Source organism: Devosia sp. WQ 349K1, assembly GCF_016595685.1.
Taxonomy (GTDB): Bacteria; Pseudomonadota; Alphaproteobacteria; order Rhizobiales; family Devosiaceae; genus Devosia.
In genome coordinates, this window is record NZ_JAENGO010000005.1 from 275,200 (window position 1) to 290,336 (window position 15,137).

Below are 15,137 nucleotides of genomic sequence, written 5' to 3' on the forward strand. Positions count from 1 at the left end.
GGTGAACAGCCATAAGCAAGCGCAAAAGCGGATGGAATGAACGATGGCTATGCACATTGCCCTGACATTTGACGAGAATTTCTGGGCCCCAGCCTTCGCAACCATGCGTTCGGTTTGTTTATTTACACAGACACCTGAAGAGCTGGTTTTTCACCTCTGCCACCGGACGCTGAGCCGGGGCCATAAGGCCGACCTTGAGGCAATACGAAAAGAGTTTGCCGTCGAGCTGCGCTGGTATGATCTCGATCAATCCGACCTTTTCCGAGACATTGCGACCCGCATGCCGGAAAACAAGCGTCTCTCCAACATCGTCTATGCTCGATTGATGATCGATAAGCTCGTTGGCCCGGACGTCGAGCGCATTCTGTATCTCGATTGCGATATGATGGTACGCGATGACGTACGCTACCTCTTCGATATTGATCTAGAGGGTAATTCCATCGCTGCAGTACGCGATACCGCGGGTGCACTGATCACCGGCGGCCGCGATCTCTTGGGCAATCGCGACATTTTTAATCCGGCGGATTACTACTTCAACGCGGGCATGGTCCTGATCGACATTACCAAATGGCGTGAGGCGGACATTCTTGCTCGGATGGAAGAGGCTTACGCGACAGGCGTTATGCAGCGCATCTACTATGACCAGGATTTGCTCAACCTCATTTTTAAGGGCAAGTGGCATCGCCTCAATTGGCGCTGGAACCTTATTGACGCGCGCGTGGTCCACGAAAGCTTCGACCCTGCCATTGTTCACTACACGGGCGATATGAAGCCGTGGGGCACGCTTGCGGGTCTATTCCGCACTGTCGCCTTTGCCCGCCTCTATCGCCATGTCATGACCAATGAGCTGTTTTATCGTTTTGCCAAGCACCGTTGGATGCGGTGGTGGAAGAAGACGTTGCGGATTGGCTGAGATCTAGACGCTGGTGGGGTCGAAGTTCTCGGCCGCGCAAAGCTGAGCGAGGGCGCTTCCCGCTTCAGGCAGGGGCATGTCGCCGCGACCGCGATTGGTCAGCTGACTGCGCCAGATATGAATGCCCAAGGTTTCGGCTGTTACTGACGATGCGAGGCTCGACCCGGCTTTGATCAGCTCGGGAATGCCTTCATAAGGCACGGGATAGAAAGTCGCGGCAGAGCGTACCTGATCCTTAAAGCCATGCTTTTGGACGTAATAGGTCAGAGCCATCGGGCCGGTCGCGCCATATTGCATGTGCTCAGGGGTGACCCGATCGCCTAAAAGGCGGCGAATGGCCACTTCGTAACGACGCAGGGGCGGCAGGTGAGGCTCCAAGAGTGGGCGCTTTTCCTGCGTGAAGATGGTCATCAGATCGGCCAGAAGCGGCGCGTCGGCGGGGATGTGCAACACCGCGCCATTGATCGAGCCCGGGCGCTCCCAAGCGAAGAGATAATCTGGCGGCCCCTCGATGGCGCGAACGCAATAGATGTCGAGATCTGAGTAGATGCCGAGGCCCGCTTTGAGAGCGGCGTAGCGGAAATGATCGGAGAAGACGCCCGGCGTGCCGCGGCCTTTGTAGAACACCAGCTTTTCTTGTGGCAGGACTTCATTCGCATCATGCCACACGGCGCCTTCGGGCAGGTTCTCGATCCGCTCATAGGAATAGACCGAAACCGGATGACCGCGGCGGCGGAAGGAGATGATGGAGAGGTGCTCCAGCCAGCTGAGCGGGCCATGCCAAAAACTGACGATCGTGGGCAGGGTCATAGCGCCTCAGCAAGTTTGTTTGCCGCGCTCTAGCATGTTTGATGGAGCGGTTGAACCGGGCAGATGGTCTCCGCCCGGTGATGCTGGTTTAGTTCGCTGCAGAGCGTCGGCGATATTCGGATGCCGCCACCATGAGAACGATGGCAACAACGACACCAATGCCCGCTTGCAGCCAATCATAGGTGGAGAGGAAGTGGGTGGTGAATTCACCCGTGTTCCAATTGGATGCGCCATCCAGCACCGAGCCGACATAGTCGGTGTCGATGGGCAATTGCGAACGCGCGTTGAGGAATTCCCAAGTGCGCGTCGCAAAGGGATGGGGCCCGCCCAAGGCGACCCACTCAACCGATGAGATGAGGGCCGGCACAAAGAACGACAGAGGGATCGCCCAGCGTCCCACAGCGGTGGCCATAGACCCAACGAGAGCCATATAGGGCAGGTACCAAAGGAGGCCCGCTGCGACGACGGCGAGGAAGAGGAGACTCATCTGGCCAAAACTGCCGACAATCGCGCTCAGCAATTCCCCTGAGCCCAAGCCTGCGGCCATGCTGGCGACATAGGCGACGCCGTAGAGCAGCGCGAGGCTGATGAGCGCGACCGCAAAGACCGTACCGGGCAAGAGCGTGATGGCTGCGGTCAGCTTGGACATCAGAACTTTAAAGTCCGATACCGGCATGGACTTCCAAAACAGCATGGCATTGTTGCGCTTGTCGGCTGCAAAGCCGTCGGCGCAATAGAAGAACAGCACGAATGCGAGGTACAGCAGCCAAGCGCCAGCCAGGCCCGCATAGCTGGCTTCAAACACCCAAGTGGGCACGACCGTGGCCAATTGGCCAGTTGTGGTAAAGTCGACGCGATTAACGCCAAAGGCAAAGAGGGCAAGCGCCAGAACAACGGCAACGAGGCCGAGCGGCGCATAGAAGAACGCGCCCTTGTGTTCGAGAAATTCGCGACGGATGAGGGCTACAAAACTCTTCATTTTGCGCCTCCCACACTGGTGGTGGGTCGTTCCATCATGGCAACGAAGAGATCGGAAATGGTTGGAGCGGACAGTCGGCCATAGGGTTCAAGACGATCTGCACCGATGCCATCAAAGATCATGACAGTCTGGCCAAAGCGGGTTTCCTCATACACAGGATTGAGCGCGCGCGCGGCGTCTTGATGGGCTGGATCGCTGAGCACCAGCTGGGCGAAACGGGTTGAGACCGCGTCCATGGGGGCATCCAAGATAATGGAGCCGTCGCGGATAAAAATGAGGTCGGTGAGCATGAATTCGATCTCATCCACCTGGTGGGTGGTGATGATCAACGTGCGTTCGCCGGTCATATAGTCTTCCAGCAGGCGCTTGTAGAACCGCTTGCGGTAGGTGATGTCGAGGCCAAGGGTCGGTTCATCAAGGACCAAGAGTTTGGCATCAATCGCCATAACGACAGCCAGGTGGAGCTGCGCCAGCATGCCCTTTGAGAGGGCTTTGATTTTTGCGTCCGGTTTGACGTCCGTGCCCTCAAGAAAGCTCTTGGCCTTCTCAACGCTGAATTTGGGGTGGATGTCGCTGAGCATGGTGAAGAGCTCGCGCACGCGCAAGAAGCGCGGCAGGCTCGCCACATCGGAAATAAAGGCAACGTCCTGCATCAGACGCGCGCGGTGAGCAAATGGGTCCTGACCCAGAACTGTCATCTTGCCTTGATAGCTGGTCAGGCCCAGCATGGCGTTGAGCGTTGTGGTCTTGCCCGCGCCATTGTGCCCGATCAAGCCATAGATGCGGCCCGGCGGGATGTCGAAATCTAGACCGTGCAGAATTTCTCGCCCACCGAAGGATTTCTTCAGGCCGCGTGCCGACACGATTGGCACAGGGGCGACGCTCGTCGTTGTCATCAAGAATTGTCTTTCGGCTCAGAGCTGCGCCATGCAGCGGTCCAGTAATGTATCGAACGCGACACCATCGTCATGTGATGAAGGGGCGATGGCTGTAGAGGATGAGGAAAGCCTAGGCGTTTAGAGGATCAGGGTTGGGGCGGCGCACCGCACGCCGAGCACTTTGACATCTGCCTCACCCAGTTTGACACCGAGCAAAGATAAAAGCCCATCTATGGTCATGTCCAGTGTTGGGGCTAAGGGCATGATAAGCGTTCTCACAAGGCCAGTTACAACGTCTACAACCCCCAAGAGCGGGAGTTGATCCACACGCAATTCCAAGCCCGTCAGAATGGCTGTGCCCAGTGAGCCGACGATCGTGCTGGTCTTGGCTGATTTTATCGTGCCATTGGCAATCTCGGAGGACGAAAAACTCAGCGGTATGGACTTGGTTTGGCCCACGGCGAGATCGATCCTTCCACTGACACTCAGCAGCAAAACGTCGATCATCTTCGTCCACTTCGCCACGGGCTTTTTGGTGAGGTCCAATATCTGGCTTTGCGGCAGGTCTGACATGCCAACATGGGCGATGCCGGGTGTCACATTGAGCACAGCGGCACCATTGGGGGCGGCGGAGCTGGGGCAGGAGAGCGAGCTCAATTGGGCTTCGGCATAAGCGACGTCGATCCAAAGCGGCAGACTAACGGTGGCCCCTAAAAGACCCAAGCCCCCCAATAGCTCGGCTTTGAGGTAGAGTCGGATTTGCGCTGTGCGCGCAATAGTCGAGGCGGGGCCGAACTGGAACCACGGCACTGTGTTGGGTGGGTCTCCAACCGCCAAGGCGAGATGCAATGAGGCAAGACCGGGAACGCCGGCATTGAGCCCAAGGTCGATCATGCGCGCGCCATTGCTCACCGAGGCAGCGGCCCCCAGCAGCTCCATCGCGGACAGCTGTAGTCCCGCCACGCCGCGCGCATCGCCCAACGCCATATTGGCCATGCGCCCGACAGAGATGAGTTTGTTTAAAGGCACAGTGCTGCCGTCCTCGCCAGAAGCGCGGGGCTGTTGGTTCAGAACATCTAAAGCTGATTTGGTGAGGCCACTGGCGGTCTGCGTCAACGCACGGGACAATTGCCCGGCTGTCGCGTTCATTTTTAGGAGGTCGGAATAGGTGCCGACATCGGCGTCCATCTCTTGGGCGAGCTGATCAAGGAAGTTCAGGAGTTCTATGCGCGCGCCGATCAGCGAATTGTAGTCGGCAACTTTAAGAGACACATTGGTGCCGAGCAGTGCGCCGAGCAGCGCGTTGGCAAGGCCATCATTAAGGCTCGCTAGTCGGGAGCCGACATAGAACGAGGCTTCAGGGATGCGCGTCGCGGCTCCGGAAACTTTGAGCTCCGGGGGCGCAATCAGGCTCTGACCGAAGAAGAGTGTTCCCTTTTTCGCAAAGGAGACATCGACAGCATTATAGGGCTGAGTGCCAGCAACGAAGCGTTTGGCAGGGTCGGTGATGGTGGTGTCATAGCGCCCGAGAGTGACGGTCAGCCCGGCCGTGGAGCCGGGTGCCAGCTGGCCGGAGTCGACGAGGGTCTGGTGCGCGAGAAACTGCGCTTTGGAGACGTCGGAGGCCGCCGCGATTGCGGCCAGATCGACCGCCGATTGCATCTGGCGACGCTCATAATAAAGCGACCCGGCATCGACCACTAAAGTAGAGGCCATGAGCCCCAGGGTAATAGCGACAGCAAACATAATGCCCATGTTTGCCGACGTGTCGCGCCAAAACCGGGACAGCATTTAGATGCCGCCGTTACGGATGGTCGCCTGATGCTCGATTATTTTGCTTGGCAGGGGGAGCGGAACATAGAGGTTCCAAATCGGGAGGTCCGAAGCGTCATAGGTGAGGGTAACAGCAAACTGATTGGCGTCTTTGCGGGTAATCTCAAAACTATGGGCAATCGTGGCGGTGTTCAAAAGCACGTAGGCGCCAGCATTTTTGACGAGGAATCGTTGGACGAGCGTGCGCCGTTCCGTGTCATTGATCCCCGCTATGGAGGTGCGAGCGGCGTCGGCGGCCAGTTGTTGGAGGCTTAATGACGCCCCGAAATATATGCCGTATGCGAGCATGCCGGTGAGCAAAAACAAAAACACCGGCGTGAGAATGGCGAACTCAACGGCCGCCGCGCCCTTGGTATTTTTCCGTATAGTGGCAAATGCTTTAAACACGTATGCCTCCGCGGCTAACGCCCTAAAAACATTAGGCTGGACCGCTAAAATTACTGAACTGCTAATATAGGCACTCAAAAAACCCTGGGATTTCTACGTATAAAAATTCACGGCACCGTAGACTTTCCAATGCCCCCTTCAAGCGGTAGGTAGAGCCAACAGGAGAGTCTGAGTTGACGCGCAACTTTCTTTTTGCCCCCTCTGCCGATGATATCGCGCTCACGCGGTTTATCGCGACCGCTGATGCCGTCTCGGGGTTTTTAAAAGGGGCGCCGGGTGGCCCCTTGCCGGGTTGGTATCAGATGGGGGGCAATAACTTAGATTTCCTCCAGCACATGAACGCGCATTTAGCGCTTTCGTTCCCGGCTGCGGGACAGCCTTTTTACGCGGTACGGCTGTGGACCAATGTGCTCTGGCAGCCAGCTTATATTGCTGTTTTGGGAGCTCATGTTGTCGGCTCAGTGCCCAATATGGGACTGCTGTCGCAGGCGCGGCAGAACAATGACATCAACGGCTATCGTCTACTCTCCTCGCCGCAGGTCTCGGGCAGTCTCGAGACCATGATTGACCACGCAGGGCGACAGCTGCGCGCCTTAGCCGATGTCGCTTTGGCCGAGATAAATACGGTGACCAAGCTCAAGCGCGTGCCAGCACTGCGCTTGCTGACTGATCGCATGCTCTCGCTCATGGTCCGGCTAAAGGATTATGTGCCGGGCATTAGCCCCCAAGAGCAGCACCATTATTGTGCGCTGTGGCTCGATGCGATGGGGCTGACCGGCATGGGCACGCTTGAAACGCTGGACCTTCAGGATGGGCGGCAGGTGGTCATTACCGCCCGCAAGGGCTGCTGCCTCGACTATCTCGCCTTCCCAGACGCCTATTGTGCCTCTTGCCCCAAACAAGACGACGCCTTGCGCCTAAAGCGGCAGCGAGACGATGCGGTGGCCGAGCTTGATGCGCGGGATTAGTCGAAGACTTCGTTGGGATAAACGCCCCAAAGTTCTTCCTGCTTGACCCAACCATTATAGCTGGCGCGTTCGCCGGGGTGCCCGGCCGACACCTGACACCATTGCCCATCACACTCACTGACCGAGACGCGCACGCCCGCCTTGAGGTGAGCGCGCGGAGCCGATTCGGCTGAGCGATTGGCGCGCATCAGCACGTCGCCATTGGCAAGCAGAGGCTGGGCGTAGCCCGCACGATTGCCGGACAACAGGTTCTGGTGAATCCAGCCCTCTTCGCCGTCGGCATCGCGGATTTTACGCCAAGTGTCGAACTCTTGGATGATCTCGACCGGAACGCCCGATACCAGATAGTTCCACGCGACTTCGTATTTGGTGCCGGGGCCAACGCGCACGTTGATCGGGTTAGAGCGCGTGGTGACGAAACGGGGCAGTGGTAGACCGCTCGGATTGTCCTGCGCCAAGCTTGGGACAGGAGACAATACGGGGACTGCACACAGCGATAGGACGGTAAAAAGAATAGGGCGCAGGCGACCCGCGAGGGCTGACACTAACAACATCACTTTGCAGACAGTTCGGAATTGCCCTATCACTAGCCCATGATCCTTAATGGTCACTGAACCTTGGCTCAATCCAAGCAGACGTGATCGGGCCCGACTGGTACGAATGACATCAACAAAACCCAAGATTTTGGTCACTCGACGGCTGCCTGCGACGATTGAAGCGCGCATGGCCACCTTGTTTGAGACCGATGTCAACGAAGCGGACGACGCCTTGAGCGGGGCGGACATCGTGTTCGGCCTCGCGGGTAAGGATGTGTTGGTGTCCACCATCACCGACCGAATTGACGCGTCGCTCATTGCCCAACTCCCTGCCAGCGTGCGGTTGATCGCGCAGTTTGGCAATGGGGTGGACAATATTGACCTTGAGGCCGCTTGGGCCGCTGGCATTACGGTGACCAATACGCCCAGCGTGCTCACTGAAGATACGGCTGATATGGCGATGGCGCTGATGCTGGCGCTGCCGCGGCGCTTGGTCGAGGGCACTCAAATCCTTCTGCGCGATCGCGCCTGGGCGGGCTGGTCCCCAACCTCCATGCTTGGCCATCGTTTGCGCGGCAAGGCCTTGGGTATTGTCGGCATGGGGCGCATTGGCACGGCGGTGGCGCAGCGGGCCAAGGCCTTTGGGCTCTCGATCCATTACTATTCCCGCAATCGGCGTCCTCCAGCGGTGGAAGCGCCGCTTGATGCAAGATATTGGGATGATCTCGATGCCATGTTGGCCGAGGTGGACATTGTCTCCCTGCACACGCCCTTAACACGGGACACCAATGGGATTTTGTCCGAGCAACGTCTCGCGGCGATGAAGCCGGGAGCCTATGTGGTCAATGTCAGCCGCCCCGAATTGATAGAAGAAACCGCGCTGATCGAGCGGCTTGAGGCCGGGCATTTGGCAGGCGCGGCGCTCGACGTGTTTGACAACCGTTTTGGCATCAACCCGCGACTGCTGGAGTTGGCGCAGGACAATCGCGTTGTGCTCACCGGCCATATGGCGTCAGCAACGCTCGAAGCCCGGGTTGAAATGGGCGAGGCCGTGATCGTCAATATCCGCACTTTTATGGACGGGCATCAACCTCCCCATCGCCTTTTGCCCGAAAGCTTAGGCCCGCGATTGTCGCGCGGCGCTTGAAAACTGTTGCGCATCGGACGCAGCACTAACTTTGCGTCAATCAGAATTTGTTCTGCTGCTTGCATGCAAGTTCGCGGGGCCATAACTCTGCAACGACTACGCTAGTGGCTCGTTGACTACTCAAGAGCCGCGCTTGGAACTGCTGCGTAGGCGAGGAGTATGCCGTTGAGACGCCCCTTAATTGCCGTGTGTTTGCTGTTTGTTGCGCCCGTTTATGCGCAGGGTCTGGGTGATGCCCCTCTCAGCGAAGTCGACGGCCAGCTGGCGCTGGATGCTTTGGGGCAACGCTTGGTCATGCCCATGCCGGATTGGGCGGCGGATACCAAAAGCCTCGTCGAATTGAGCGATAAGGCCCTCGCACGCTATTCCGAGGACGACAGCCAAGCGCAGTTGGAACTCTATCGCGCGGGCGAGAATGAAAAATTCTGGACCACCATGTATGGGGCGCGCCTGAGCACGCGCGCCAGCATGAGCCTGCAGGATTTTCGCACCTCGGTGATCAATGTGTATGCGCAGGGGTGCGATCCGGACACGATCGCGCTGTTCCAGCTGGAGCCGGACGAAGGCGATGTTCTGCCGCCCCTGGGCTATGTCTGCGGCGCCTATGCCGATCACATCATCGACTTTGTCGGCGAAGGCGAAGTGATGATCATGGGCTTTTATCGCTCTGAAGTGGGCATCGGCATGGTCTATCAAGAGTGGCGCACGCCGCGCTTTGATGCGAGCAAGAGCGATACTTGGCCGATCTCGCCCGACGAGATCGAAGCGCGAATTGCCCAGCTCAAGGAACAGGTATCGCTGCTGCGAGCGGATTGACGAGAAGCCCACAAGGGCCTATCGCAACGCTTATGAAGAAAGACAACAAGCCCTCAGGCCCGAGCCAGCGCCAGCTGCGCGTTGGGGAACTGGTGCGCCACGCAATGGCGGACGTGCTCGCGCGCGGCGAGATCGAAGACGAAGCTCTGGTTGGCACAGTCGTGACCGTGCCAGAAGTGCGTATGTCGAACGATCTCAAGCTCGCGAATGCCTATGTCATGCCGCTCGGTGGCTTGCACGCGCAAGAAATCGTTGACGCACTCAACCGCCACAAGAAGTTTGTCCGCGGTCGCATCGCGCCGCAGCTGAACCTCAAGTTCGCGCCGGACATTCGTTTCCACGTGGACGAGACCTTCGAAGAAGCCGGGCGCATCGATGCGCTGCTGCGCTCTGACCGCGTAAAGCGCGATCTCGAAGACAATTCTGACGACAGCGAAGACTAAGCCTTGACGCAAGCCAAGTCGAAGAAGCGCGCCATCTCCGGGTGGATCGTGCTCAACAAGCCATATGACTTCACCTCCACCCAAGCCGTTGGCAAGGTGCGTTGGTTATTGTCTGCAGCCAAGGGCGGCCACGCCGGAACCCTTGATCCGCTCGCGACCGGTATTCTGCCTATTGCCTTGGGTGAAGCCACCAAGGCTGTGCCGCAGGTGCAGGACGGAACCAAGGTCTATCGGTTCACCATCGGTTGGGGCAAATCCACAACTACGGATGACACTGAAGGCGAAGTGGTCGCCACCTCGGATGTGCGCGCCGATCAGGCTGCGCTTGAAGCGGTGCTGCCACAGTTCACCGGCCTCATCATGCAGCGCCCGCCGATCTTTTCGGCGATTAAGGTCGATGGCGAGCGCGCCTATGATCTTGCGCGCGCAGGCGAAGAGGTCGAACTGGCGGCTCGCCCGATTGAAGTGGACGCGATCAACATCGTGTCGCATGGCGATAGCGAAACCGTTCTGGAAGTCACCTGCGGCAAGGGCACTTATGTGCGCTCATTGGCGCGTGACATTGCCGAAGCACTCGGCACCGTCGGCCATGTGACAACGCTCCATCGTGCGCAGGTTGGTCCTTTCACCGACGCTGACGCGGTGACGCTCGAAGAGCTGGAAGCAGCGGAAGCGGGCGAGGTGCGCGATGCGCTGCTGAAGCCCGTACATGCGGCCTTGGTTGATGTTCCAGAGATCCGTCTCGACGCTTTGCAAGCAACAGCGGTGCAGCATGGCAATGCGGTTCTACTGACGGGCGCTAATGCGCCGGTCAACATGGACGAATGCTGGGTCAGCTTTAAGGGCAAAGTGATCGCTACGGGCGGAGTGGCATTTGGCCAGTTCCAGCCTCGGCGCGTCTTTAACCTCTAGACGCCATCCAATCGCGGACCCGGGTGCATCAAGGCATGGATCCGGTTCGCGCCCAAACGCGCCAGTTTGAGCATCATTGCCTTACGGCGTGCGGGCGGAAGCGGGGTATCCGGGCTGTCCCGCAGAATTGCGCCATCATGGCCATCGGCCACGATGAGACCTTCGCTCTCCGGAAAAATCTCGCTGTCGAGTTCCGGTGGCTTGGCGAAGAAGAATTTATCAGAATATTCGCGGTACTCGGGCCATTTCCGGTCGACCTGAAAATCGATCAGGCTCGATTTGATCTCGATGATCCAAATCTCGCCTTTGGGACCGACGGCGAGCACATCGGCACGCCGCCCATTATTGAGTGCGACCTCAGCATAACAAGCCATATCGTGTCGCTCCCGCAGCATCCGCATCACCCCGCGCTGGACGCGCAGGGCTGTTGCTGATTGCCGGAGGTCAACAATGGCGGGCAGCTCGTCACTCATGCTCTGCGCTTACCCCGCCGCTTTGGCAGAACTGTGTTTGCCGCCGAGCGCAAAGCTCGACGCCCAAAGACCTGCAATGAGGAGCGGTAGGCAGACCATGTAGGAGGCGCGAATGCCGAAGAATTCGGCAACAAAGCCGAGCAGCGGCGGCGCGAGGAAAAACACTACAAAGCTCACCTGACCAAGCGCCGCCACGTTGACGGCCGCCGGACGATCGGTGCGCTGCGCGGCAGCGGACACAGCCAGCGGATAGACAGACGAGCAACCTGCACCCATGAGGGCAAAGCCAAGGAGGGCGAGCTCGGAGTTTGGTGCGAGCCAAACCAAGGTTGCGCCAAGGCTTGCGACTGCAAGCATGACCATGGCGACATTGCGTGGACCATAACGCGCGACGACCGGGTCAGCGGTAAGGCGGACGAGGGCCATGAAGAATGCGAAGATGGTGAGGCTCATGCCGCCGACGAATGGCTCAACAGCAAAGACATCGCGCATATAGATCGCCGACCAATCGATGCCCGCGCCTTCAACCAAGAAGGCGGCAAAGCCGATGAGGCAAAGGGGCAGCAAGCCAAGGGTTGGGAAGGCGAACTTGTGGGTATCGCCGTCGGTAGCGCGGACCGGCTTTGGGGCGTTAGTTGCGCCATAGATCAACCAGCCAGCAATGGCGACAACAATGACGGCAATGGCCAGCAGGTGCCAATTGGTGGTGAGACCCGATTGACGGATCATCGCGCCAAACAGTGCGGTGACGAAAAACCCGACGCTCCAGAAGCCGTGGGCCCGGTTCATAAACCGCCCGCCGGTTTGCGTTTCGAGGCGGTCGATTTCGACGTTGAGGTTTATCTCCAGCGCGCCTGAACAAATGCCGGCCAAGAACAGAACCGCAAACATGAAGGGCGCGGAGGGCAACCAAGGAATGGTTGCGAACAGCAATGATGGTCCCAACACCGTGATGAAGGCCGTGGTGCGGAAGCCCATTTTCTCGATGATCGGCGCTCCAAAGGTCAAGGATAGGAGCGAGCCGATTGCCATGCCGATCATGGTCAAGCCGAGCTGGCCCTCAGAAAGGCCGAACTGAGTTTGAAGGTCTGGCAGGCGCGCCATCAGCGCGCCCGTTGTCAGCGCAAAGAAGAAGAAGCTGGCGTAGATGCGGTGTTGTGGAGCGATCATCGGGGAACAGTCGTAGAAACGGGCTTGGGCGCCAGAACGTGGGAGGTGAGGAGGCTGATCAGGATTAGGGGCAGGCCCACACCGAACGTCCACTGAATGCCCCAATGCTCGGCGATGAAGCCAAGAAGCGGTGGGCCAAGCAAGAAGGCTGTAAAGGAGAACTGGGCAAGGGCTGCGACATTGATCGCCGCTGGGCGGTCGGTTTGCTGCGCGGCGGCCGACATGGCCAGCGGGAACAGCGCTGAGGAGCCGACACCGATAAGAGCAAAGCCGAGATAGGAGGCGATTGCCGATGGAGCCCAGAAAACGATGAGGGTGCCGATGAGCAAAATGGTCAGCAGAACGCGGGCGACCCGAACCGGGCTATAGCGTTCAACAAAGCTATCGGCGACGAAACGGGTCGCAGCCTGGCTGCCCGCCACAAAGGCAACGGCAATGCCGGCCCAGAACGGCTCAACGCCGAACAGGTCCTTCATATAGATCGCAGACCAATCAATGCCAGCGCCTTCCATCAGCATGGCCGAAAGGCAGACGCCGACCAGAGCCATAATGGTCATCGTCGGGCGTGCAAACTTTGGTCCGCTCTCCGCGCTGGTCTGGCGATGGGGAGCGGCCTTGAATTGACCCAAGAGCAGCAAGGTCGCGACCAGCACCACGGGAACCATCAGCATCAGATGTAGCTGAGGCGATAGGCCGGTCTGCGCAACCGTGGCTCCGACAATGCCAGCGGCAAAGAACCCAAGGCTCCAGAAGCCGTGGGCGCGGTTCATAATCCGACGGCCAATCAGATGCTCGACGCGATCGGCCTCGATATTGATGATGATCTCAATGGCGCCAATGGTGAGGCCCACCGGCACGAGCAACAAGAAGAACGCCAGTGGTGTCTGGGCCCACATCGACGCGGCGTAGAGCACCGAGAGTAGGGGAATGGCGATCAAGAGCACGCGCTTATGGCCATATTTTTCGATAACCGGGCCTGCAAAGGTCAGAGAGATTAGCGTGCCAACAGCAGAGCCGATAAGGGCCAAGCCGAGCATGCCCTCAGCGACATTCATGGCAGAGCGAATATCGGGCAGTCGGGGAAACATGCTGCCCATGCAAAAGGAATATACAAAAAACGCCCCGAAGACGGAAATCTGGGGCGGCAGGCTTAGGCCGAATCGCATGGTCAAAGTGCTCGAACTCGAAGTTGAGCTAAGCTAGGCCAAGCAGATCACTGAGAGAATAGTTGGCGGCTGAAATTATATCGATTTCGAGGCGCGCAAGAAAAAGGCCGCCCGGAGGCGGCCTGAACGTCTCAGCCCTCAGAGACGGTCATTTTTGCGCGATGCAAACCGAAGTGACACCAGCGTTCTTAAAGCCAAGAGCGCTTGCTGCAGCCTTGGACAGATCGATGATGCGCTTGCCATGGAATGGACCACGGTCATTGATGGTGACTTCGATTGATTTGCCGGTGCGTTGATCTTCAACTTCCACGACGGTTCCAAATGGAAGCGTGCGGTGCGCAGCGGTCATTGCATTTTCGTTGAACACTTGGCCAGAAGCAGCAGTTTTGCCGTGGAAGCCAGGTCCGTACCAAGAGGCGCCGCCGCATTGGGCGTAGGCTGCTGGGACGAAGGCGAAGAGTGCCGCAGCCGAGGCAGCAACAATGAGGACTTTCTTAGTCAATGATCTAGAGCTCGCAGTAGTTGTCGTTGCCGACTAACTACCCCGTGGCGCGGACAAGATTGTGGGCAAGTTGCCACACTTTGGTAATTGCGGGCTCTGAAGGGGCGAATTTGGCGCATTCACGCGGGTTTCACGCAAAGTTGCGAGTCTAGCGATCAGCTGATTTAGAGATTCAGAATCTCAGCTTTTTTCTCGATCGCTGATCTGGAGCAAGATGAGGAACGGAATCCGGATTCATTTTCTCCCTGTGGGAAATGTGCAACGGTTCCCGATTAGGTGGCATTTTTCTCCAAATATGGCCCGTGGAGAATGTGGAAAAAGCCCTTGCAAGCGCCGAAGCGCCTCCATTTGTGGCGTGATTTGGGCGGGAGAGCCCGATTTTGGCGGCCGAACGAGCAAGAAAAAGGGCGATGACAAGGTCACCGCCCGAAGGTCAGTCAGGGAGAAAACAGGGTGCCGTTAGTTCTTCGGCTGAGGAACAATGCGCAGATATGGCTTTAGTTCCGTCCAGCCTTCAGGAAATTTCGTTTTGGCCTGTTCGTTGGAGACGGCGGGTACAATGATCACGTCATCGCCGCTCTTCCAATTGACCGGCGTCGCTACCTGATGCTTGGCGGTGAGCTGGAGGCTGTCGATGACGCGGATGACTTCATCGAAGTTCCGGCCGGTTGACGCTGGGTATTCAATTTTCAACTTCACCTTCTTGTCCGGGCCGATGACGAAGACCGAACGCACGGTGAGCGTGTTGTCAGCGTTAGGGTGGATCATGTCGTACTTGCGTGCGACTTCACCCTTGGTGTCAGCCAGAAGCGGGAAGTTAAGAGCCGCGCCCTGAGTTTCCTCAATGTCGCTGGCCCAGCCTGCGTGATCTTCAAGCTTATCGACCGAGAGGCCCAAAACTTTGACTCCGCGCTTCTCAAACTCAGGCTTGAGCTTGGCGGTGTAGCCCAGTTCGGTGGTGCAGACCGGTGTGAAATTCTTCGGGTGGCTGAAGAGAACGGCCCACGATCCTTCGATGAAGTCGTGGAAGTGGATGGTGCCCTCAGTGCTTTCGAGGGTGAAATCTGGTGCGGTATCGCCGATCAGGATCGCCATTGTCTATTCCTTCGCCCAAGCGGTGGGCTCTGTGCTTGTTTGTAGAATATCGTGCCCGTGATTGCCGATTGAAGTGGGGGCGCGGGGAACGCTTTTGCCAATGCGGGAC

The 15,137-nt window shown here is 58.1% G+C and carries 17 protein-coding genes; 6 read left to right on the forward strand and 11 right to left on the reverse strand.

Annotated features, from left to right (window positions below):
* Positions 1-43 precede the first annotated feature (43 nt).
* Positions 44-913 carry a glycosyltransferase family 8 protein gene (locus tag JHL21_RS12010; RefSeq protein ID WP_200213677.1) on the forward strand — a complete coding sequence of 290 codons (870 nt, stop codon included), beginning with the start codon at positions 44-46 and terminating at the stop codon, positions 911-913.
* 3 nt (positions 914-916) lie between these two features.
* Here the strand turns inward: JHL21_RS12010 and JHL21_RS12015 are convergent, their stop codons facing one another.
* From JHL21_RS12015 to JHL21_RS12035, 5 genes are all read right to left on the reverse strand, one after another.
* Positions 917-1,723, reverse strand: a complete 807-nt coding sequence (locus tag JHL21_RS12015; protein WP_200213679.1) for a hypothetical protein — start codon at positions 1,721-1,723, stop codon at positions 917-919.
* Positions 1,724-1,811: 88 nt separating this feature from the next.
* Positions 1,812-2,702, reverse strand: a complete 891-nt coding sequence (locus JHL21_RS12020) for a hypothetical protein (RefSeq protein ID WP_182394648.1) — start codon at positions 2,700-2,702, stop codon at positions 1,812-1,814.
* Positions 2,699-3,598, reverse strand: coding sequence for an ABC transporter ATP-binding protein (locus JHL21_RS12025; RefSeq protein ID WP_169194256.1), 900 nt, complete (start codon positions 3,596-3,598; stop codon positions 2,699-2,701). Before JHL21_RS12025 ends, JHL21_RS12020 begins: the two co-directional genes overlap by 4 nt.
* A 120-nt stretch (positions 3,599-3,718) precedes the next feature.
* Complete coding sequence (locus tag JHL21_RS12030; RefSeq protein WP_200213681.1) at positions 3,719-5,371, reverse strand: pilus assembly protein TadG-related protein; 1,653 nt, start codon at positions 5,369-5,371, stop codon at positions 3,719-3,721.
* Complete coding sequence (locus JHL21_RS12035) at positions 5,372-5,800, reverse strand: TadE/TadG family type IV pilus assembly protein (RefSeq protein ID WP_200213683.1); 429 nt, start codon at positions 5,798-5,800, stop codon at positions 5,372-5,374.
* A 173-nt stretch (positions 5,801-5,973) separates the two neighbouring features.
* On the opposite strand from JHL21_RS12035, the gene JHL21_RS12040 reads away from it, so the two are divergent.
* Positions 5,974-6,768, forward strand: coding sequence for a siderophore ferric iron reductase (locus tag JHL21_RS12040; RefSeq protein ID WP_200213685.1), 795 nt, complete (start codon positions 5,974-5,976; stop codon positions 6,766-6,768).
* On the opposite strand, the gene JHL21_RS12045 is transcribed toward JHL21_RS12040, so the two are convergent.
* Positions 6,765-7,244, reverse strand: coding sequence for an SH3 domain-containing protein (locus JHL21_RS12045; protein WP_248305889.1), 480 nt, complete (start codon positions 7,242-7,244; stop codon positions 6,765-6,767). The genes JHL21_RS12040 and JHL21_RS12045 overlap by 4 nt on opposite strands.
* A gap of 184 nt (positions 7,245-7,428) precedes the next feature.
* On the opposite strand from JHL21_RS12045, the gene JHL21_RS12050 reads away from it, so the two are divergent.
* The 4 genes from JHL21_RS12050 (at position 7,429) to truB (ending at position 10,622) form a co-directional block, all read left to right on the forward strand.
* Complete coding sequence (locus JHL21_RS12050; RefSeq protein WP_200213687.1) at positions 7,429-8,451, forward strand: D-glycerate dehydrogenase; 1,023 nt, start codon at positions 7,429-7,431, stop codon at positions 8,449-8,451.
* Between the two features lie 165 nt (positions 8,452-8,616).
* Positions 8,617-9,267 (forward strand): hypothetical protein, encoded by a 651-nt coding sequence (locus JHL21_RS12055; RefSeq protein WP_169194251.1) that lies wholly within the window; start codon positions 8,617-8,619, stop codon positions 9,265-9,267.
* Positions 9,268-9,299: 32 nt separating this feature from the next.
* The gene (gene rbfA, locus JHL21_RS12060; RefSeq protein WP_169194250.1) at positions 9,300-9,710 is read left to right on the forward strand and encodes a 30S ribosome-binding factor RbfA; all 411 of its coding nucleotides are present in this window, start codon (positions 9,300-9,302) and stop codon (positions 9,708-9,710) included.
* Positions 9,711-9,713: 3 nt separating this feature from the next.
* Entirely contained in the window at positions 9,714-10,622 is a 909-nt protein-coding gene (gene truB, locus JHL21_RS12065; protein WP_200213688.1) for a tRNA pseudouridine(55) synthase TruB, read from the forward strand.
* Here the strand turns inward: truB and JHL21_RS12070 are convergent.
* From JHL21_RS12070 to JHL21_RS12090, 5 genes are all read right to left on the reverse strand, one after another.
* Positions 10,619-11,095: an MmcB family DNA repair protein gene (locus JHL21_RS12070; RefSeq protein WP_200213690.1), complete on the reverse strand. Its 477-nt coding sequence runs from the start codon at positions 11,093-11,095 to the stop codon at positions 10,619-10,621. The genes truB and JHL21_RS12070 overlap by 4 nt on opposite strands.
* A 9-nt stretch (positions 11,096-11,104) precedes the next feature.
* Positions 11,105-12,265, reverse strand: coding sequence for a sugar MFS transporter (locus JHL21_RS12075; RefSeq protein ID WP_200213692.1), 1,161 nt, complete (start codon positions 12,263-12,265; stop codon positions 11,105-11,107).
* Entirely contained in the window at positions 12,262-13,431 is a 1,170-nt protein-coding gene (locus JHL21_RS12080) for an MFS transporter (protein ID WP_169194510.1), read from the reverse strand. The genes JHL21_RS12075 and JHL21_RS12080 overlap by 4 nt, the downstream gene beginning before the upstream one ends.
* A gap of 148 nt (positions 13,432-13,579) precedes the next feature.
* Entirely contained in the window at positions 13,580-13,933 is a 354-nt protein-coding gene (locus tag JHL21_RS12085) for a septal ring lytic transglycosylase RlpA family protein (protein ID WP_169194246.1), read from the reverse strand.
* Between the two features lie 459 nt (positions 13,934-14,392).
* Positions 14,393-15,028 (reverse strand): peroxiredoxin, encoded by a 636-nt coding sequence (locus JHL21_RS12090; protein WP_200213694.1) that lies wholly within the window; start codon positions 15,026-15,028, stop codon positions 14,393-14,395.
* Positions 15,029-15,137 lie beyond the last annotated feature (109 nt).